The 19,412-nt window shown below is 56.3% G+C and carries 20 protein-coding genes; 4 read left to right on the top strand and 16 right to left on the bottom strand.

Annotated elements, in window-relative coordinates:
- Position 1 precedes the first annotated feature (1 nt).
- The 8 genes from fdx to trmJ form a co-directional block, all read right to left on the bottom strand.
- Entirely contained in the window at positions 2 to 337 is a 336-nt protein-coding gene (gene fdx, locus ABLV78_RS06350) for an ISC system 2Fe-2S type ferredoxin (RefSeq protein WP_012540871.1), read from the bottom strand.
- Between the two features lies 1 nt (position 338).
- Positions 339 to 2,189 carry a Fe-S protein assembly chaperone HscA gene (gene hscA, locus ABLV78_RS06345; RefSeq protein WP_047043413.1) on the bottom strand — a complete coding sequence of 617 codons (1,851 nt, stop codon included), beginning with the start codon at positions 2,187 to 2,189 and terminating at the stop codon, positions 339 to 341.
- 15 nt (positions 2,190 to 2,204) lie between these two features.
- On the bottom strand, positions 2,205 to 2,720 hold the full coding sequence (gene hscB / locus ABLV78_RS06340; protein ID WP_047043410.1) for a co-chaperone HscB: 516 nt from the start codon (positions 2,718 to 2,720) through the stop codon (positions 2,205 to 2,207).
- A 74-nt stretch (positions 2,721 to 2,794) separates the two neighbouring features.
- A complete protein-coding gene (gene iscA / locus ABLV78_RS06335) occupies positions 2,795 to 3,118 on the bottom strand; it encodes an iron-sulfur cluster assembly protein IscA (protein ID WP_012540868.1) in 324 nt (107 codons plus the stop codon).
- Positions 3,119 to 3,137: 19 nt separating this feature from the next.
- Positions 3,138 to 3,524 (bottom strand): Fe-S cluster assembly scaffold IscU, encoded by a 387-nt coding sequence (gene iscU / locus ABLV78_RS06330; protein WP_004866383.1) that lies wholly within the window; start codon positions 3,522 to 3,524, stop codon positions 3,138 to 3,140.
- 26 nt (positions 3,525 to 3,550) lie between these two features.
- Positions 3,551 to 4,765 carry a cysteine desulfurase gene (gene iscS / locus ABLV78_RS06325; RefSeq protein WP_015703173.1) on the bottom strand — a complete coding sequence of 405 codons (1,215 nt, stop codon included), beginning with the start codon at positions 4,763 to 4,765 and terminating at the stop codon, positions 3,551 to 3,553.
- A gap of 177 nt (positions 4,766 to 4,942) precedes the next feature.
- Positions 4,943 to 5,434, bottom strand: a complete 492-nt coding sequence (gene iscR, locus ABLV78_RS06320) for a Fe-S cluster assembly transcriptional regulator IscR (RefSeq protein WP_015370314.1) — start codon at positions 5,432 to 5,434, stop codon at positions 4,943 to 4,945.
- 252 nt (positions 5,435 to 5,686) lie between these two features.
- A complete protein-coding gene (gene trmJ, locus ABLV78_RS06315) occupies positions 5,687 to 6,421 on the bottom strand; it encodes a tRNA (cytosine(32)/uridine(32)-2'-O)-methyltransferase TrmJ (RefSeq protein ID WP_015370313.1) in 735 nt (244 codons plus the stop codon).
- Between the two features lie 120 nt (positions 6,422 to 6,541).
- Between trmJ and suhB the strand changes: the two genes are divergently transcribed.
- Entirely contained in the window at positions 6,542 to 7,345 is an 804-nt protein-coding gene (gene suhB / locus ABLV78_RS06310; RefSeq protein WP_015370312.1) for an inositol-1-monophosphatase, read from the top strand.
- Positions 7,346 to 7,393: 48 nt separating this feature from the next.
- Here suhB and ABLV78_RS06305 read toward each other — a convergent pair whose 3' ends face one another.
- Positions 7,394 to 8,374 carry a nickel/cobalt transporter gene (locus tag ABLV78_RS06305; RefSeq protein WP_045367515.1) on the bottom strand — a complete coding sequence of 327 codons (981 nt, stop codon included), beginning with the start codon at positions 8,372 to 8,374 and terminating at the stop codon, positions 7,394 to 7,396.
- The gene (locus ABLV78_RS06300; protein ID WP_047043405.1) at positions 8,365 to 9,003 is read right to left on the bottom strand and encodes a DUF1007 family protein; all 639 of its coding nucleotides are present in this window, start codon (positions 9,001 to 9,003) and stop codon (positions 8,365 to 8,367) included. The genes ABLV78_RS06305 and ABLV78_RS06300 overlap by 10 nt, the downstream gene beginning before the upstream one ends.
- A gap of 124 nt (positions 9,004 to 9,127) precedes the next feature.
- Here ABLV78_RS06300 and csiE point away from each other — a divergent pair, with 124 nt between their 5' ends.
- A complete protein-coding gene (gene csiE / locus ABLV78_RS06295) occupies positions 9,128 to 10,405 on the top strand; it encodes a stationary phase inducible protein CsiE (protein WP_047043402.1) in 1,278 nt (425 codons plus the stop codon).
- On the opposite strand, the gene ABLV78_RS06290 is transcribed toward csiE, so the two are convergent.
- Entirely contained in the window at positions 10,402 to 11,538 is a 1,137-nt protein-coding gene (locus tag ABLV78_RS06290; protein WP_047043398.1) for a 3-phenylpropionate MFS transporter, read from the bottom strand. The two genes, csiE and ABLV78_RS06290, sit on opposite strands and share 4 nt — an antisense overlap.
- Positions 11,539 to 11,837: 299 nt before the next feature.
- Between ABLV78_RS06290 and ABLV78_RS06285 the strand changes: the two genes are divergently transcribed.
- A complete protein-coding gene (locus ABLV78_RS06285; protein ID WP_045392754.1) occupies positions 11,838 to 12,260 on the top strand; it encodes a DoxX family protein in 423 nt (140 codons plus the stop codon).
- Positions 12,261 to 12,316: 56 nt separating this feature from the next.
- Here the strand turns inward: ABLV78_RS06285 and glyA are convergent, their stop codons facing one another.
- On the bottom strand, positions 12,317 to 13,570 hold the full coding sequence (gene glyA / locus ABLV78_RS06280) for a serine hydroxymethyltransferase (protein ID WP_015370305.1): 1,254 nt from the start codon (positions 13,568 to 13,570) through the stop codon (positions 12,317 to 12,319).
- Positions 13,571 to 13,895: 325 nt separating this feature from the next.
- Between glyA and hmpA the strand changes: the two genes are divergently transcribed.
- The gene (hmpA, locus tag ABLV78_RS06275) at positions 13,896 to 15,086 is read left to right on the top strand and encodes an NO-inducible flavohemoprotein (RefSeq protein WP_047043395.1); all 1,191 of its coding nucleotides are present in this window, start codon (positions 13,896 to 13,898) and stop codon (positions 15,084 to 15,086) included.
- 142 nt (positions 15,087 to 15,228) lie between these two features.
- On the opposite strand, the gene glnB is transcribed toward hmpA, so the two are convergent.
- From glnB to ABLV78_RS06255, 4 genes are all read right to left on the bottom strand, one after another.
- On the bottom strand, positions 15,229 to 15,567 hold the full coding sequence (gene glnB / locus ABLV78_RS06270; RefSeq protein ID WP_002914032.1) for a nitrogen regulatory protein P-II: 339 nt from the start codon (positions 15,565 to 15,567) through the stop codon (positions 15,229 to 15,231).
- A gap of 65 nt (positions 15,568 to 15,632) precedes the next feature.
- A complete protein-coding gene (gene glrR / locus ABLV78_RS06265) occupies positions 15,633 to 16,970 on the bottom strand; it encodes a two-component system response regulator GlrR (protein WP_045377589.1) in 1,338 nt (445 codons plus the stop codon).
- Entirely contained in the window at positions 16,957 to 17,649 is a 693-nt protein-coding gene (qseG, locus tag ABLV78_RS06260) for a two-component system QseEF-associated lipoprotein QseG (RefSeq protein ID WP_047043539.1), read from the bottom strand. The genes glrR and qseG overlap by 14 nt, the downstream gene beginning before the upstream one ends.
- 17 nt (positions 17,650 to 17,666) lie before the next feature.
- Complete coding sequence (locus tag ABLV78_RS06255) at positions 17,667 to 19,103, bottom strand: sensor histidine kinase (protein ID WP_072251588.1); 1,437 nt, start codon at positions 19,101 to 19,103, stop codon at positions 17,667 to 17,669.
- Positions 19,104 to 19,412: the final 309 nt, after the last annotated feature.

Here is a 19,412-nt window from a genome sequence, read left to right as displayed (position 1 = left end):
ATTAGTGCTCGCGTGCGTGGTTGATGGTATAACGCGGGATCTCAACGACCAGATCTTCGTCGGTGACGCGCGCCTGGCAGCTCAGACGGCTGTCAGGTTCCAGCCCCCAGGCTTTGTCCAGCATGTCGTCTTCATCTTCGCTACTTTCCGCCAGCGAGTCAAAACCTTCACGCACGATGCAGTGGCAGGTGGTGCAGGCACAGGATTTTTCACAGGCGTGTTCAATCTCGATACCGCTACGCAGCGCCGCATCCAGAATGGTTTCACCGCTCTCAGCTTCCACAACTACGCCATCCGGACACAGGTCCTGGTGGGGCAGAAAAACAATTTTTGGCATTTTAAACCTCGTCCACGGATTGGCCTTTCAGCGCAGCGCGGACCGACTGGTCCATGCGGCGTGCGGCGAATTCCTGGGTTTGTGTGTCGATATTTTTAATGGCTTCTTTAATCGCGTCTGCATCTTCGCCTGCCGCGGCGGCGCGAACTTGCTCCGCGGCGGCATCGATAGCCTGACGCTCTGCGGCGCTTAACAGCGCGGCGTCGGCGGCCAGCGCGCTTTCCAGGCTCTCCAGTACGCGAGCGGCTTCGACTTTCTGTTCAGCCAGCATACGCGCCTGGATATCCTGTTCGGCGTAGCTCATCGAATCTTTAATCATGTTGGCGATTTCGCCGTCCGTCAGGCCATAAGACGGTTTCACCTGGATTGAGGCTTCCACGCCGGTCGATTTTTCCATCGCCGTGACGCTCAGCAGACCGTCGGCATCAACCTGGAAGGTCACGCGAATATGCGCCCCGCCCGCCGGCAGCGCCGGGATACCGCGCAGCGCAAAACGCGCCAGCGAGCGGCAATCCTGCACCAGCTCACGCTCACCCTGCATCACGTGAATAGACATCGCCGTTTGACCATCTTTGAAAGTGGTAAACTCCTGCGCGCGGGCCACCGGAATGGTGGTATTACGCGGGATCACTTTCTCTACCAGACCGCCCATGGTTTCCAGCCCAAGCGACAGCGGGATAACATCAAGCAGCAGCAGTTCGCTGTCCGGTTTGTTGCCGACCAGAATATCCGCCTGAATCGCCGCGCCAATGGCGACGACTTTGTCCGGGTCAATAGAGGTCAGCGGGGTACGGCCAAAAAATTCGCCAACGCGCTCACGCACCAGCGGCACGCGGGTGGAGCCGCCGACCATTACCACTTCCAGCACCTCTTGCGCTTCAACGCCGGCGTCTTTCAGCGCGCGACGGCAGGCCATCAGGGTACGTTTTACCAGTGGGGCAATCAGATCGTTAAACTGGCTACGGCTGATATCGCCCTGCCAGCCGCCTACCTCAACGTGCGCCACATCGGCATCGCTCAGGGCGATTTTCGCCGCAATGGCGGCATCCAGCAGCTCACGCTGCAGACGGTTATCGCTACGGTCGCTAAGGCCCGCCTGCTCACGCAGATAGTCGGCCAACAGATGGTCGAAATCATCGCCGCCGAGAGCGGAATCACCGCCGGTCGCCAGCACTTCAAACACCCCGCGGCTTAAGCGCAGAATGGAGATATCAAAGGTGCCGCCGCCGAGATCGTAGACCGCAATCACCCCTTCCTGACCGGAATCGAGGCCGTAGGCGATAGCCGCCGCGGTCGGCTCATTGAGCAAACGCAGCACGTGCAGGCCCGCCAGACGCGCCGCGTCTTTGGTTCCCTGACGCTGAGCGTCATCGAAATAGGCCGGAACGGTAATGACCACGCCGTCGAGATCGCCTGCCAGCGCTTCAGTGGCGCGGGCGGCAAGGGCTTTCAGGATATCGGCGGAGACCCGTACCGGGTTCAGCAGGCCGCCGGCGGTTTGAATCATCGGCAGTCCATTTTCACTGGCCTGCAGCTGGTACGGTAGATGCGGATAGCGGGTTTGAATATCGGCGAGGGAACGCCCCATCATCCGCTTCACCGAGCTGATGGTGTTCACCGGATCCTGAGCGGCATTGAGCCGGGCTTCATAGCCGACGGTCAGCCCCGAGGCGTGATAGTTCACGACCGACGGCAGCAGGTAGCGCCCTTGATGGTCGGGCAGAGTTTCGGCCTGGCCGCTACGCACGGTAGCAACCAGAGAATTGGTGGTGCCAAGGTCGATACCTGCCGCCAATCGACGCTGATGCGGCGCGGCGCTCAGACCAGGCTCACTAATTTGTAATAGGGCCATAATTGCTTCCGAAAATTAAAAGTCGAGCAGTTTTTCTTCGAGTTCTTCAGCACTGCTGCGCAGTTTATCGAGAAAACGGAGCTTGCGTACAGTATCAGCCGCCGCATCCCAGGTCTCGTTTTGCAATTGTTCAACCATCAGTTGATGGCGGGTATCAAACAGCGCTTTTACCCGTTTGATAAAGGTTTCCAGCCGCGCTTCGTCTTTCGCCTGGCCGATATCATCGAGCTCTTCGCGCAGTTCCAGCTGTTCCATCAGGAACGCGGTGTCGCGTACGGTGTGCTGCTCGCTGGCGAGGTCAAAGCCGTGTAGCGAGAGGAGATATTCCGCACGGGTCAGCGGATGGCGCAGAGTCTGCCATGCCTGGTTAATGGTGGCGGAGTGCTGAACCGCAGCCAGCTGTTCCGCAGCGGGCGCGCTGGCGAATTTATCCGGATGGTACTGGCGCTGCAGATCCTGATACCGGACAGCCAGTTGTTCGAGCGAGAGGGTATAGCTGGCTGGTAACCCGAAGAGGGTGAAATAGTCCATAGTAACCTCAGGGTCATGCATCTAAACTAAAACCCCACGCGCGGCGTGACCGCGGTGGGGTTGGGGATTACCGATTATACGTTAAAGCTTTCGCCGCAACCGCACTCATCTTTCACGTTCGGGTTGGTAAATTTGAACCCTTCGTTGAGACCTTCTTTGACGAAGTCCAGTTGAGTGCCGTCGAGGAATTGCAGGCTCTTGCCGTCGATCACGACTTTCACGCCTTTGTCTTCAAACACGGTGTCTTCTGCCGCCGGCTCGTCAACAAATTCCAGTACATAAGCCATGCCTGAACAGCCGGAGGTTCTTACCCCCAGACGCAGGCCAAAGCCTTTACCGCGGTTCGCCAGGAAGGAATTGACTCGCGCTGCTGCACTGTCGCTTAAGGTAATCGACATAACAAACCTCAACTCTTAATTATTTTGCTTCACGTTTGCTTTTGTAATCCGCAATCGCGGCTTTAATCGCGTCTTCCGCCAGGATAGAGCAGTGAATTTTCACCGGCGGCAGTTCCAGTTCATCGGCGATATCGGTGTTCTTGATAGCCTGCGCTTCGTCCAGCGATTTACCTTTCACCCACTCGGTGACCAGGGAGCTGGAAGCGATAGCGGAACCGCAGCCATAGGTCTTGAAGCGCGCGTCTTCAATGATACCTTCATTGTTGACTTTAATCTGCAACTTCATGACGTCGCCGCACGCCGGCGCGCCAACCATACCGCTACCGACGCTGTCGTCGCTGTTGTCGAAAGAGCCGACGTTGCGCGGGTTTTCGTAATGATCGATGACTTTTTCGCTGTATGCCATGATGAATTCTCCTTATCGGTGCCGAATTAGTGATGTGACCATTCAATGCTGTTCAGATCCACGCCCTGCTTGAACATTTCCCACAGCGGAGAAAGGTCGCGCAGACGGCCGATGGAGTTACGAACCAGCTTGATGGTGTAGTCAATCTCTTCTTCGGTAGTGAAACGACCTAAAGAGAAACGAATAGAACTGTGCGCCAGTTCATCAGTCATGCCTAATGCGCGCAGCACGTAGGATGGCTCAAGGCTCGCGGAAGTACAGGCTGAACCGGAGGAAACCGCCAGGTCTTTCAGCGCCATTATCAGCGACTCGCCTTCAACATAGTTGAAGCTGACGTTGAGAATGTTCGGCGCGCCCTGCTCGAGGTCGCCATTCAAATAGACTTCTTCCATATCTTTCACGCCGTTCCACAGACGGTCACGCAGGCCGCGCAGGCGCGCCATTTCGCTTTCCATCTCTTCTTTGGCGATACGGTAAGCTTCGCCCATACCGACGATCTGGTGGACAGGCAGGGTACCAGAACGCATGCCGCGCTCGTGACCGCCGCCGTGCATCTGCGCTTCGATGCGAATACGCGGCTTACGGCGTACATACAGCGCGCCGATACCTTTCGGGCCGTAAATTTTGTGACCGGAGAAGGACATCAGGTCAACTTTCAGCTGGCTCAGATCGATAGGCAGCTTGCCCACGCTCTGGGTGGCGTCAACGTGGTAAATGATACCGCGGGCGCGGCACATCTCGCCGATGGTAGCGATATCCTGCACCACGCCGATTTCGTTGTTTACGTGCATGATGGAAACCAGGATGGTGTCGTCACGCATCGCCGCTTCCAGTTCTTTCAGATCGATAATACCGTTGCTCTGCGGAGCAAGGTAGGTCACTTCAAAACCTTCGCGTTCGAGCTGACGGCAGGTATCCAGTACCGCTTTATGCTCGGTTTTGCTGGTGATGATGTGCTTGCCTTTTTTCTGATAAAAGTTGGCTGCACCTTTAATCGCCAGGTTATCGGATTCCGTTGCGCCGGAGGTAAAGACGATTTCGCGCGGATCGGCGCCGACCAGTTCGGCAATCTGATTACGGGCGATATCTACCGCCTCTTCAGCCTGCCAACCGAAACGGTGAGAACGTGAGGCCGGGTTACCAAAGGTCCCGTCCAGGGTCAGGAACTGCATCATTTTCTCGGCAACACGCGGGTCCACCGGCGTTGTTGCGGAGTAATCGAGGTAAATCGGTAATTTCATTGCTCTTAAACTCCGTACATCACTCAATGCAAGGAACCAGGCAACCGGCTTGATGTACGACCGAGTACACGAGATGTCTTAACATCCCGGCCTGATTCTGAAAATCTTTATTATTGCTATCTACCCTGCCGTTTCACCTTGCAGCCCGTAAGCCGCAAGCTGAAACTAAGCCTCGTGCTAGGCGCGCAGTTTTACGTCAATGGCGTCCTGAGAACGCGTAGTACGCTGAGATTCATGATTGTGCTGACGACCGGAAACATCGAGGATTTCCTGGTTATTCACCAGTTCGCCCAGGGTGATGTTGTTCAGGAAACCGGTCAAACGTTCGCTCAGATCGCGCCACAGCGCGTGAGTCAGACACTTATCGCCACCCTGGCAGCCGCCTTTACCCTGACAACGGGTGGCGTCAACGGATTCGTCTACGGCGCTGATCACTTCGCCTACGGCGATGCTGCCAGCTTCTTTACCTAACAGGTAACCGCCGCCTGGTCCACGAACGCTGGATACCAGACCATTTTTACGCAGGCGAGAGAACAGCTGTTCCAGATAGGAAAGCGAAATTCCCTGACGCTCTGAAATATCTGCCAACGGAACCGGACCCGTTTCAGAGTTGAGCGCAACGTCAAGCATTGCGGTCACGGCATAACGCCCTTTAGATGTCAGTCTCATGTCTTACTTAACCTCAAACTCGCCCCTGCCCGGGCTTTTTATTAATATGGGTATTGCATAGCAGGGCCAAGTCTGACATTCCCGAGTAAATTGGTCAACTATTTACTTGACTGTTTTAGTCAGGTATTTGGCTTTCCGTGCCGTTATTGATTTCGAGCCGCTCCCGGGGTCGGCCAAAGGCCTCGCCCGGGCTACAACAGAGATGTAGCTTCGTAGGCCGGATAAGCGAAGCGCCATCCGGCGGGAACGCGGTTACTTACCTTTATTCTGCTGCTCAATAGACGCCAGCATCCCGCGCAGAATGTTCAGCTCCTGGCTTTCCGGACGCGCGCGGGTGAACAGACGACGCAGCTTGTTCATCACCTGCCCCGGATGATTCGGACGGATAAAACCGGTCGCCAGCAGCGTCTGCTCAAGGTGGCCGTAAAAACGTTCTAAATCATCGACCAGCGGATACGGCGTCTCTTCATGTTCAACCGCCGGCTGCGCCTGCTCCTGCGTCGCCAGCCAGGCCATTCGCACTTCATAGGCGATAACCTGCACCGCCATTGCCAGGTTCAGCGAGCTGTACTCCGGGTTGGCGGCGATCGCCACGTGATAGTGGCACTTCTGCAGTTCGTCGTTGGTCAGGCCAACGCGCTCGCGGCCAAAGACCAGCGCGACCGGCGCATGCTGTCCTTCGGCGACGCTTTTCAGACCGCATTCGCGCGGATCCAGCATCGGCCACGGCAGCGTGCGGGAGCGCGCGCTGGTGCCAACCACCAGGCTACAGCCCGCCAGCGCTTCATCAAGGGTATCGACGATCTGCGCGTTGCCAATCACATCGCTGGCGCCAGCGGCCAGCGCGATGGCCTGGGAATCAGGTTTCACCAGCGGGTTGACCAGCCACAGGTTAGTTAAGCCCATGGTTTTCATCGCGCGGGCAACGGAGCCCATATTGCCGGTGTGTGAGGTTTCTACCAGTACGATTCGAATATTTTGCAGCATTATGGTTCTTCGGCTAAAGATTATTCGTGCATGCTAACATAAAACGAAGACATAAGCAGAATTCGCTGTTACTATATGCGCCGTTTTTTCCCGTTCTTTAACATCCAGTGAGAGATACCGATGCATCCGATGCTGAACATTGCCGTGCGCGCAGCGCGCAAGGCGGGTAATTTAATTGCCAAGCACTACGAAACGCCAGATTCCGTAGAAACCAGCCAGAAAGGCAGCAATGACTTTGTGACTAACGTCGATAAAGCCGCAGAAGCGATTATTATCGAAACCATTCGCAAGTCTTACCCACAGCACACCATCATCACCGAAGAAAGCGGCGAGCACGCTGGTGAAGATCAGGATATTCAATGGGTTATCGATCCACTGGATGGCACCACCAACTTCGTTAAACGTCTGCCACACTTCTCTGTTTCCATCGCCGTACGCATTAAAGGCCGTACTGAAGTCGCGGTGGTTTACGATCCGATGCGTAATGAACTGTTCACCGCCACCCGCGGTCAGGGCGCGCAGCTGAACGGCTACCGTCTGCGCGGCAGCAACGCTCGCGATCTCGACGGCACCATCATCGCCACCGGTTTCCCGTTCAAAGCGAAACAGCACGCTACCGCTTACATGAACATCCTCGGCAACATGTTCACCGAGTGCGCTGACTTCCGTCGCACCGGTTCCGCCGCGCTGGATCTGGCCTACGTTGCCGCTGGCCGCGTTGACGGTTACTTTGAAATCGCCCTCAAACCGTGGGATTTCGCCGCAGGCGAGCTGATCGCTCGTGAAGCAGGCGCCATCGTTTGCGACTTCACCGGTGGTCATAACTATATGCTGACCGGCAACATCGTAGCCGGTAACCCGCGCGTCGTGAAAGCGATGCTGGCGAACATGCGCGAGCAGCTGAGCGAAGCGCTGAAGCGTTAATTTCTCACTGAATGTAAAAAGGAAGCCGCGGCTTCCTTTTTTTATCCCCTAAAACGGCCGCAAGCCGCCGCCCGGCGGGATCGCGCTACTCCACATCACGACGGCCGCCGTCAACAGCGCCACGCCGCCGGCCAGCGCCAGCGTCGCCCAGCCAACCTGTTTCCACATCGCTGGTGCCTGATGGCGACTCAGGCGGATAGCCAACTGGCGGAATCCATGCACCAACAGCGCCAGCCCGCTTATGGTCAGCGACGTTCCCGCCGCCATCACCAGCGCGGCTGCCATGCCCCAGCCAAAGACGCCGATCACCTTACTGAACAGCAGCACCATAATCGCTCCCGAGCAGGGACGCATGCCCATCGACAGCACAATCGCCAGCCTGGCGCGCCAGTCGTCGCCACTCTGTAGTTGATCCGGCGCCGGAAGGTGCTGATGGCCGCAGCCGCAATGTTCATCATGGACGTGCTGCAGGGTAAAAGCGGTAAACGTTGGCCGCCGTAGCAAGACTCGCAGTTTTTTCAATGCCCGCCAGCACAGTAAAAGCCCCAATGCGCCGACCAGCAGATAACTGCCCTTCTCCAGCCAGAAGCTGCTGAGATGCAATTGACGCGCCGGGAGCTGCAGCAGCGTCAATACCACCACCACCAGCGCTATCGCCACCATTCCCTGCAACAGCGATGCTGCCAGCGTCAGCGTAATACTCGATTTCAGCTTTGAGGGATGGGTGGCAAGCCAGGTGGTAATCACGATTTTACCGTGGCCAGGGCCTAAGGCATGTAGCACACCGTAGACAAAGCTGAACCCGAGCAGCGATAGCCCCGCCGCTGAAGGGTTATCCGCCACCGCCTGCAGCAGTTGGCTGAGCTCAAGATTCAGTGAACGCTGCCAGACCGCGCTTTGCAACAGTACCTGCGGCCAGGCGAGCCACAACCAGATACCGCCCACGACGGTCAGCGTCAGAAACAGCGCCAGCGGCCAGAGTGATTTCCAGCGCGGCGCCCGCGCTCGCGGCGTAAAGACTACTGACATGTCAAGGTCACCTTCTGGGCGAAGTAGTTACCCAGTTCCATGTCTTCCGGCGGCGCGTCCTCTTTATCGAGCGACTGCGCATAAGACAGCATTTTGTCGTTGGGTTTCGGCGTCATTACCGTGGTCTTACAGGAGGCCCGCAGCGCGGTAGGCAGTGAAAAATCGCTATCCTGCTCATAAAACATATCGACATAGTAGGTCGGATCGAAGGTGGATAAAGTGAAGGTTTGTCCGGCAATGGGCTGCGGCGTCACCAGCGGCAAGGTGAAGGTAAGTACCGCCTGCATCCCGCTACGCGCAAGGCCGTAACCATCCGGGCGGTTAGCAAACTTCACCCGCTGGCCGTTATGCCACAGCTCGCTGAAGTAGTGCTGGCCGAGCACATTGGCCATCACCTCCGCTGCCAGTTTTTTCCATACTTCGCTGCCCGGCTTGGCATTTCCGGCATCATAGAGCAGATCCGCTGAGGTTATTTCGTCCATCGTCCAGCGCATATTGAAACCGGTCAACTGACCGTCTTTCACCACGGCCTCACTCTGCAAATTAATGAAGCTGTGCGGATGCGCAACGGCTGACAATGATAAAACCATGAAAAATGCCGCACTGACGCAGTGTTTCACTCTCTTCATCTGTTCCTCGCGTGAAAAATTCTGTGAACCTCGCCAGCAATCCTGATCTAAAGGCCGCGGCCCGTCCTGCTCAACCCGCATCCTTTGGCTATTCTTAGCTGAAACCCTAACTGGAACTTACCAGATGATGACAGTGATTGAACCACCATCTGCGCTTTCCAGTCCACAGCGCCGTAGCCAGGTGCTCCTGATGTTCTATCTTCCGGGACAATCCGTCACGCCGCAACAGCTGGTCAGGCTCAACCAGGTGGATGAGGCGACGGCCCAACAGGATATCGCGGAGACGGGGCGCGAAATTCAGCGTTATCATCGACTGACTCTCGCGTCGCAGATGGACGGCAGCTATCGGATTGAAGGCGCCGCGCTCGATCAACGCCTGTGCCTGCTGCACGCTCTCCGGCGCGGGCTGCGCCTGTGCCCGCATTTCGTTCACCACCATTTTACCCCGGCGTTAAAAACGCAGCTTAAACAGCAGGGTATCGCGCGAACCTTATATGATGATACCAATCTTCAGGCGCTGGTGAATCGCTGCGGGCGCGCGCTAAATCGGCAGTTTGACTGTCGGGACGGGCAGTTCCTGCGCCTGTATCTTCAGTACTGCCTGCTACAACATCATCTGGGCCAGTCGCCGGATTTCACCCACCAGCAGCGCAGCTGGGCCCAGGCGGCGGCGGAATTTGACCTCGCCGCCGAAATCGTTCGCCACTGGCAGCGTCGGGTCAGCGCCACGCCCCACGCCGGCGAACAACATTTCCTGACCCTGCTTTTTATGTTGCTGAAAACGCCGGATCCGATTCATGACGGCCATCAACAGGACAGACGCCTGCATCTGGCGATCTCCCGCTTGATCCATCGTTTCCAGGATCTGGCGGGACGGCCGTTTAGCGATGAACAGGGGTTAAGCGACCAGCTCTATATTCATCTTTCGCAGGCGTTGAACCGCAGCGTATTCGCTATCGGTATCGATAACGCCTTACCTGAGGAGATCGGACGCCTGTATCCGCGCCTGATGCGTACCACTCAGGACGCATTGCGCGATTTCGAAACGGCCTATCATATTCAATTTAATCAGGAAGAGGTCAGTTTAATTGCGGTGATTTTCGGCGCATGGTTAATGCAAAAAGCCGACCTGCATGAAAAGCAGGTGGTGTTGCTGACGCGGGAAAATAGCGAGCTGGAACAGGCGCTGGAAATGCAATTGCGGGAATTGACGCTGCTGCCGCTGAATATTAAATACTTAAGCGTGACGCAGTTTCAGCAACAAGGCGCGCCGAAAGATGTGACCTTAGTAGTCACGCCTTACACGACCGCGCTACCGCTGTTTTCGCCGCCGCTGTTTCATGCTGAAGAGAATTTCAGCGATCACCAGCGGCAGCAGATTTGCAAAATGCTTGAGAGCTAGGCGGTTACCACCTTCGGCCGCACGATCAGCGCCGGAAGCGCTACCAGCGCCATCACCCAGAAGACGCCCTGATGCAGGTGCTGATAGAGGAAGCCGGCAAATACCGTCATCACCGCAATGCTGCCGCCCATCGCCACCGCCGAGTAAACGGCCTGCAGGCGGATGACCTCACTTCCCTGCCGCGCGGCGATATAGCGCATGGCCGCCAGATGGCAGACGGTAAACGTTCCACAATGCAAGATCTGCGCGACCAGTAACCATGGCAACGCGGTCGTCCAGCCCATAATCGTCCAGCGCGCCACGCCGCACACCGCCGAAAGCAGCAGCAGGTCGCGGGCGCTAAAGCGGCGGAAGACCTTTTTACTCAGGGCGAAAATCACCACTTCGGCGACGACGCCAAGCGACCACAAATAGCCGACGGCGGAAGCTGAATAACCGGCCTGCTGCCAGTACAGCGCGCTGAAACCGTAGTAGGCGGCGTGCGCCCCCTGCAACAGACAGACGCAGGCAAGAAAACGCCAGCTTTGCCGCACCAGGCTAAGCCACGCCGATAGTCCGGCCGCCTCCTGATGTCGGCTCTCCCCCTGCGGCATCACTGAAGGTTTCAGTAACATGCCCAACAGCATCGAAGCGGTGCCCAGGCTTAACAACAGCAGGATCGCCCGGTAATCATACAAACTCACCAGTTTGCCGGTCAGCGCAGAACCGATGACGAAAGCAATCGATCCCCACAATCGCACCCGGCCGTAATCCATGGTGATCTGCTTTTGCCAGGTGTTGGCCAGCGCATCGGTTAGCGGCACCAGCGGGGAGAAAAAGAGGTTGAATCCGACGATGACTACCATCAGCCAGGCCACCTGCCCGCCGACCCAGAAGGCGAGAGCAAACAGCAGCGTCAGCAACGCGAGGATTCGCAAGGCGCTAATCAAACGAGAAGGATCGCTAACCCGCGGCGCAATCAGCAGACTGCCCAGAAAACGCGCCACCAGCCCGGCGCCGAGCAGCACGCCGATGGTTTCCGGCGTCAGGCCAACGCCTGCCAGCCAGACGCTCCAGAATGGTAGAAAAATACCGTAGCTAAAAAAATAGGTGAAGTAACTTAGCGCCAGCCAGCGCGTGGAGTGCAAGACCATGATTCCCTCCCGAATGGAAGCTCTAGTCTGGCGATAAAGCGCATACTGAGCAAACCCATGTCTCACTATCTGCATGGTCATTAACTACATTTCTCTTAAAATCGTGAGCATCGTCACGCAAAGGTTTTACGAAATGGCGGGCAGTATGAAAAAAAATCCGATAACCGGGCATCAAAGCGCTTTCTGCATATCGACTCAATCGCCGCTAAACGAAGCGCAACAATATTAGTTTCCCAGCGTGGCGGGGAGTAAAAATGTGTATTACGTTTAGATCACACGCCTGTGATAAAGGACTGATTATGAACACGCTACGCTATTTTGACTTTGGCTCTTCCCGCCCTGTTCTGCTGTTAATCGCACGTATTGCGATCGTGCTGCTGTTCATTATTTTTGGCTATCCGAAACTGATGGGATTTAGCGGAACGGTACAATATATGGCTTCTTCCGGCGCGCCGCTGCCGACGCTGGCGGCGATTATCGCGGTCATCATGGAGGTTCCCGCCGCTATTCTGATTATTTTAGGTTTCTTTACCCGCCCGCTGGCGGTGATCTTTATTTTTTACACCCTGGGTACCGCGGTTATCGGCCACCATTACTGGGATATGACCGGCGATGCGGTATTGCCGAATATGATTAACTTCTATAAGAACGTCAGTATCGCCGGGGCCTTCCTGCTGCTGGCAATAACCGGACCGGGTTCAATTTCGCTGGACCGCCGCTAATCATCAGACACAAAAAAGGCCGCAATCGCGGCCTTTTTTATCTTAACGCGGCAAGATTATGCGTAAACCGGGAAACGTGCGCAGATATCCAGCACTTTACCTTTGACGCGCTCAATAACAGCTTCGTCGTTGATATTGTCGAGAACGTCGCACATCCAGCCAGCCAGCTCCTTCACTTCCGCTTCTTTAAAGCCGCGGCGAGTCACAGCCGGAGAACCGATACGGATACCGGAAGTCACGAACGGGCTCTTCGGATCGTTCGGCACGCTGTTTTTGTTAACGGTGATGTTGGCGCGGCCCAGGGCGGCGTCAGCTTCTTTACCGGTCAGGTTTTTATCAACCAGATCCAGCAGGAACAGGTGGTTTTCAGTACCGCCAGAAACCACTTTGTAACCGCGGTTCAGGAACACTTCCACCATCGCTTTGGCGTTTTTAGCAACCTGCTGCTGGTAAACTTTGAACTCTGGCTCCATCGCTTCTTTCAGCGCCACCGCTTTCGCGGCGATAACGTGCATCAGCGGGCCGCCCTGCGCGCTTGGGAACACGGCGGAGTTCAGTTTCTTGTACAGCTCTTCGCTACCGCCTTTCGCCAGGATCAGGCCGCCGCGCGGACCCGCCAGGGTTTTGTGGGTGGTAGTAGTAACAACGTGGGCGTGCGGAACCGGGTTCGGATAAACGCCGGCGGCAATCAGGCCCGCTACGTGCGCCATATCGACGAACAGGTATGCGCCGATGCTGTCAGCGATTTCACGCATTTTCGCCCAGTCAACGATACCGGAGTAAGCGGAGAAGCCACCGATGATCATCTTCGGTTTGTGCTCCTGGGCCTGCTTCGCCATGTCTTCGTAGTCAATTTTACCGGACTCATCGATGCCGTAAGGAATGATGTTGTACAGTTTACCGGAGAAGTTAACCGGGGAGCCGTGGGTCAGGTGGCCGCCTTGCGCCAGGTTCATACCCAGCACGGTATCGCCTGGCTGCAGCAGCGCGGTGTAGACGGCAAAGTTAGCCTGCGAGCCGGAGTGCGGCTGCACGTTAGCGTAGTCGGCGCCGAACAGTTCTTTCGCGCGGTCGATAGCCAGTTGCTCAACGATATCCACGTACTCGCAGCCACCGTAGTAGCGCTTGCCCGGATAACCTTCGGCATATTTGTTAGTCAGCTGGGAACCCTGAGCCTGCATCACGCGCGGACTGGTGTAGTTCTCGGAGGCGATCAGTTCGATGTGCTCTTCCTGACGTACTTTTTCCTGCTCCATAGCCTGCCACAGTTCGGCATCATAATCGGCAATGTTCATTTCACGCTTTAACATCCGCATCTCCTGACTCAGCTAACGATAAAATTTTTGGCCTAAAAAGGCGGTCCTGATGGACAACGGCCCACAGTATAACCGAATCATTCTGTGATAACAGGTCTTGACAAAGGATTTTACGCAAACGATTGGCTCCACAGCACACAAGGCTTTGAGCAATAACACATCAAACATTATCAACGGATTTCTTTTCAGGTTTGTGATGCAAATTCTTCATGTTGTAACGGCTTTGCGGCAAAGTGATAAAGAACCATTTACATAGCAGGGTTATTTATATAAGATGCATTTGAAATGCATCAATAGGATAATATTTAAGGAAGCTGCTATGCTCGACGCTCAAACCATCGCCACGGTCAAAGCCACCATTCCCCTGCTTGTAGAGACCGGCCCAAAGTTAACCGCGCATTTTTATGATCGTATGTTTACTCATAATCCGGAGCTCAAAGAGATCTTCAATATGAGTAACCAGCGTAACGGCGATCAGCGCGAAGCGCTGTTCAACGCTATCGCCGCCTACGCCAGCAATATCGACAACCTGCCGGCCCTGCTGCCGGCGGTCGAAAAAATCGCCCAGAAACATACCAGCTTCCAGATTAAACCGGAGCAGTACAATATTGTCGGCAGCCATCTGCTGGCGACCCTCGACGAAATGTTTAGCCCGAGCCAGGAAGTACTCGACGCCTGGGGCAAAGCCTATGGCGTGCTGGCGAACGTCTTCATCAATCGCGAAGCGGAAATCTATCAGGATAACGCCAGTAAAAATGGCGGTTGGGAAGGTACCCGTGCGTTTCGCATTGTTAAGAAGACCCCGCGCAGCCAGCTTATTACCAGCTTTGAACTGGAGCCTGTCGACGGTCAGCCGGTCGCCGATTACCAGCCGGGACAGTATCTGGCTATCTGGCTGAAGCCGGAAGCCTTCGAATATCAGGAAATTCGTCAATACTCTCTGACCCGCAAAGCGGACGGTAAGGGCTATCGCATCGCGGTGAAACGCGAGAATGGCGGCCAGGTGTCTAACTGGCTGCATAACCACGCCAGCGAAGGCGACGTGGTCTATTTAGCCGCACCGGCAGGCGACTTCTTCCTTAACGTGGAAGCGCAGACGCCGGTGACCCTGCTCTCCGGCGGCGTCGGCCAAACGCCAATGCTGGCGATGCTGGATACGCTGGCGAAAAGCCATCATCAGGGCCAGGTGAACTGGTTCCACGCGGCGGAAAACGGTGACGTTCACGCTTTTGCGGACGAAGTGAAGGCGCTTGGCGCGACGCTACCGAAATTTACCTCACACGTCTGGTACCGCAGCCCGAGCGAAGCCGACCGTCAGGCAGGACGTTTTGATAGCGAAGGTTTGATGGATTTAGCGCCGCTGGCGGAAAATATTCGCGACCCGCAGATGCAATTCTATCTCTGCGGCCCGGTAGCGTTTATGCAATTTGCAGCGAAGCAGCTGGTAGAATTAGGGGTCAATAAAGACAACATTCATTACGAATGTTTCGGCCCGCATAAGGTTCTGTAAGCCCAACGACGCGGGGATTTGTAGAAGGCCACCAACACCGGCAGTTTCAGCAAGCGTGGTGAATAAATTAACGGCAGGCCGCACGGACCGTAGGCCGGGTAAGCGCAGCGCCACCCGGCAATACTGCAGCGAGCGGCGAGGATTAAATCGCCGCATCGTCTTCTTCACCGGTACGGATACGAATCACCCGCGCCACGTCGAAGACAAAGATTTTACCGTCACCGATTTTACCGGTCTGGGCGGTACGAATGATGGTATCGACGCAGGTATCAACGATATCGTCAGTCACCACGATTTCAATTTTCACCTTCGGCAGAAAATCCACCATATATTCCGCGCCGCGGTACAGCTCGGTATGCCCTTTCTGACGACCAAACCCTTTGACTTCCGTCACCGTCATGCCGGTGATACCGACTTCCGCCAGCGCTTCACGCACGTCATCCAATTTGAACGGTTTAATAATCGCATCAATCTTTTTCATGGTTTTCCTGTCTTTGTCGCGTAACCGGTTGCTTACCGTATCATAGCTTGCGCTATGCCGCGGGGCTACTCTTTAAAGTCGTTGGCGTCGAGCTCGTGGCGCGACAGCAGTTTGTAAAATTCGGTGCGGTTGCGCCCGGCCATCCGCGCGGCATGCGTCACGTTACCTTTGGTTATCTGTAAAAGCTTACGCAGGTAGTTGAGCTCAAACTGATTACGCGCCTCAACGAAGGTCGGCAACGCGGTATTCTCCCCCTCCAGCGCCTGCTCCACCAGCGCATCGCTGATCACCGGCGATGAGGTCAGCGCCACGCACTGTTCAATCACGTTAACCAGCTGGCGCACGTTGCCCGGCCATTTGGCGGCCATCAGCCGCTTCATCGCATCGGTGGAGAAGGCGCGCACGAAGGGTTTGTGACGGTCGGCGGACTGGCGCAATAGATGATTAGCCAGTAGCGGAATATCCTCCGCGCGCTCGGAAAGCGGTGGGATCTTCAGGTTAACCACATTGAGCCGATAGAACAGATCTTCACGAAACTCACCGCGCGCCATCGCCTTCGGCAGATCGCGGTGGGTCGCCGAGATAATGCGCACGTCGATGTCGATATCGCGGTTGCTGCCCAGCGGGCGCACCTTACGCTCCTGTAGGACGCGCAGTAGCTTTACCTGCAGCGCGACGGGCATATCGCCGATTTCATCAAGGAACAGCGTACCGCCCTCGGCGGCCTGAAAAAGCCCTTCGCGGTTGCTGACCGCGCCGGTAAAGGCGCCGCGCGCGTGGCCGAACAGTTCGGACTCCAGCAATTGCTCCGGCAACGCGCCGCAGTTAATCGCAATAAACGGTTTTTCGTGGCGCGGACTGGCGTTGTGGATCGCCTGGGCGACAATCTCTTTCCCGGTACCGCTCTGGCCGATAATCAGCACGCTAACGTCCGACTGCGCCACCATACCGGCCTGCTCCAGCAGCCGCAGCATCTGTGGGCTACGGGTGACGATCGCCTGTCGCCAGCGCTCGTCGGTGGCCGGCGAGCTCTGCTCGAGAGCATCATCAATCGCTTTATACAGCGCGTCTTTATCGACCGGTTTAGTCAGAAAACTAAAGACCCCTTGTTGGGTAGCGGCAACGGCGTCTGGAATGGAGCCGTGGGCAGTCAGGATGATGACCGGCATGCCGGGCTGCGCCTTCTGGATTTCAGCAAACAGCTGCAGGCCGTCCATTTCATCCATGCGTAAATCGCTCACCACCAGGTCCACCCGTTCGCGCGTCAGCACGCGCAGCGCCTCGGGCCCGCTTTCCGCCGTGACCACGCTGTACCCTTCGCTGACCAGACGCATCCCCAGCAGCTTTAACAGCCCCGGATCGTCGTCCACCAGCAGCAGGTGGGCGGGTTTACGGATCGTCATGGATCACCTCCGGTACCTTATCGCTACCGCTATTAAAATTGCCGCCGGGCTTACGGCTGGAGAGCTGGCGCTCAATATCGGTAAGGTTTTCCAGCTTGCGGGTGGTCAGCTCCAGTTGGCTACGCAGCTGCTGCTCCTGCTGGCGCAAGGTTTCCAGTTCAGCATCGCTTGATTGCTGGAGTTTGCCGTAGCGGGAGCGCTCCTCGAATAACTGCAGCTGCCGGGCTTGACCGTCGCGCCACAGCCGGTATAGCGGGCGAACCTGCGCGGCGATTTGCGGGCTAAAGCTGTCGATGCGGGCAACCATTTCGCGACGCTCGTCGGGGGTGATTTTGGCGTCGGCCAGCAGAATGCCGCGTTTGAAAGCATCCTGCCAGTTATCATCATTATGCAATTTGGCTTCGGCACGGGCCTGTACCGGCGCCAGGCGATCCGCGCAGTCAATTCCGCGCAGCCAGTACAGCGGGTTTTTATCACTGGCATCGTTTTCCAGCGACCAGATATTGGCGCAATCTACGGAGAGAAAATCCGCCACCTGATGTTCCGGCAGCTCGGGCGGCGCATTGCCGTCAGCGGCGCGCGGCGACATAGCGGCGGAACAGCCCGCCAGCGTCAGGCAGCATAGGCCCGACAGCAGCCATCCCCGTAAAGGACGGCGCAATGCGAAAAAGTGGGACATATTCACCCAATGTTGATTCATGTGTTGGTTTTTCCCGGCTCAGCGGCGGGGAGCGAGATGCGAAAACAGATGAACCCGGGATTGTCATCGACCAGGCTCAGCTCTCCCTGCATTTGCCGTACGCAGTCGCGGGCGATACTCAACCCCAGACCGCTGCCTTTTACTGCCCCTTTACGCAGGTGGCTTCCCTGATAAAAAGGCTCGAAAATCATGTTTCTTTCGGCGGCGGGGATCGGCTCGCCGCTATTGGCGACATCGATACGAACCTGCTCGCCGTGGCGGTAACTATGAATACGAATGTTACCGGATTCAGCGCCATAGTGCACCGCATTGGAGTACAGATTATCAAGCACGCTGGTCAGCAACGTCGGCTCCGCCAGGCAGAAGCGTTCATCCAGCGCTAGCTCGGTAGACATCATCTTGGCCCTTGCCGGTAAACTATGCGCGGAAACGACGGTCTGCGCCAGTTCGGCAATATCCACCTTCTGCCGCTCGACCGGGCCATCGGCCAGTTTACGGTTATAGTCGAGCAGTTGTTCGATTAGCTTTTGCAGATTACGGCTGCTGTTATCGAGGATCTCAACGATTTCTTGCTGCTCCGTCGTCAGCGGCCCCGCTACCCGGTCCGCCAGCAGTTCCGTTCCTTCACGCATGCTGGCGAGCGGTGTTTTCAGTTCATGTGACAGATGACGAAGAAACTGGTGGCGTTGGGACTCCAGCCACGCCAGACGTTCGCTCAACCAGATAATCCGTTTACCGACCGATCGCAGTTCGCGCGGGCCGGTGAACAGCGCCGCATCATCCAGCGACTTCCCCTCCCCCAGGCGGTTAATCATCTTCTCGATGCCCTTCACCGGGCCGATGATCATGCGGGTAAACAGCAAAACCAGCGTCAGGCTCAGCAGAAACAGAACCAGCGCCTGCCATCCGAAAAACTGCCCGCGCTCGGCAATCTCCTGCTGTAGCTGCTGGCCGCGGGAGAAGATTACCGTTCGGGTCGCCTGTACCATTTCATTGTTAGCATCGGCAAAGGCTTCGAGGCTCGCCGCAGCTTTGGCGTCCGGCGCGCTATTATGGCAACGTAGTTGGGCCAGATCGGCGAGGTTTTGCCGCAGGGTCTGCCAGATGTCAGCATCCGGCAACACGTCAGAGAGCGCCTCAAGCATTTCGCTATAACGCTTACGTTGATTTTGATAGACCCGCTCAAGGGTAGGATCGTCCAGCACGCAATACTGGAGATAGCTACGCTCCATTTCCAGCGAGGCGTTGACCATCGCTTCGCTACGCCGCGCATCCGTCAAGGTGGTGCGGTTAATATGCGCGGCCTGGGCGCTGAGCGCGTTCAGGCTTTGCCAGGCCTGCCATGCCAGGACAAGCAGCGGCAACATGATCAGCACAAAGGAAAGCGTCACCAGTTGGCGCAAGGAACGGGGGAAAAGAGAGAATCGCTTCAAAGATATAGCCTCAACCATTAGCTCCTGAAGATGCTAACTGAGGATGGCGGAAACATCCACGGCAGAAACAATAAAGGCAGGCTCTAAAGCCTGCCTTTATTAAGGAATGAGGCGGTGCCTTACTCGACGTTTCGCCCGATGACTGATAAAGCAGAGCTGTTATCAGGAGTTGGACGGCAGGCACCTGTTTGTGCGTCATTCGAAGTTTATGTAGCGCTTCCCGAAGGGGCTGACATAAGAAGGTGAATGAGCCACTGCCAATTATTATGCATGAAGTGTGCCACCTTTCAAAACAAATTATTAACAGCA

Origin of the sequence: Klebsiella sp. CN_Kp075 (assembly GCF_040065055.2) — a bacterium.
Classification (GTDB): Bacteria; Pseudomonadota; Gammaproteobacteria; order Enterobacterales; family Enterobacteriaceae; genus Klebsiella; species Klebsiella aerogenes.
Note: the sequence above shows the minus strand (reverse complement) of the source record. Positions and strands in the feature narration are given on the sequence as shown.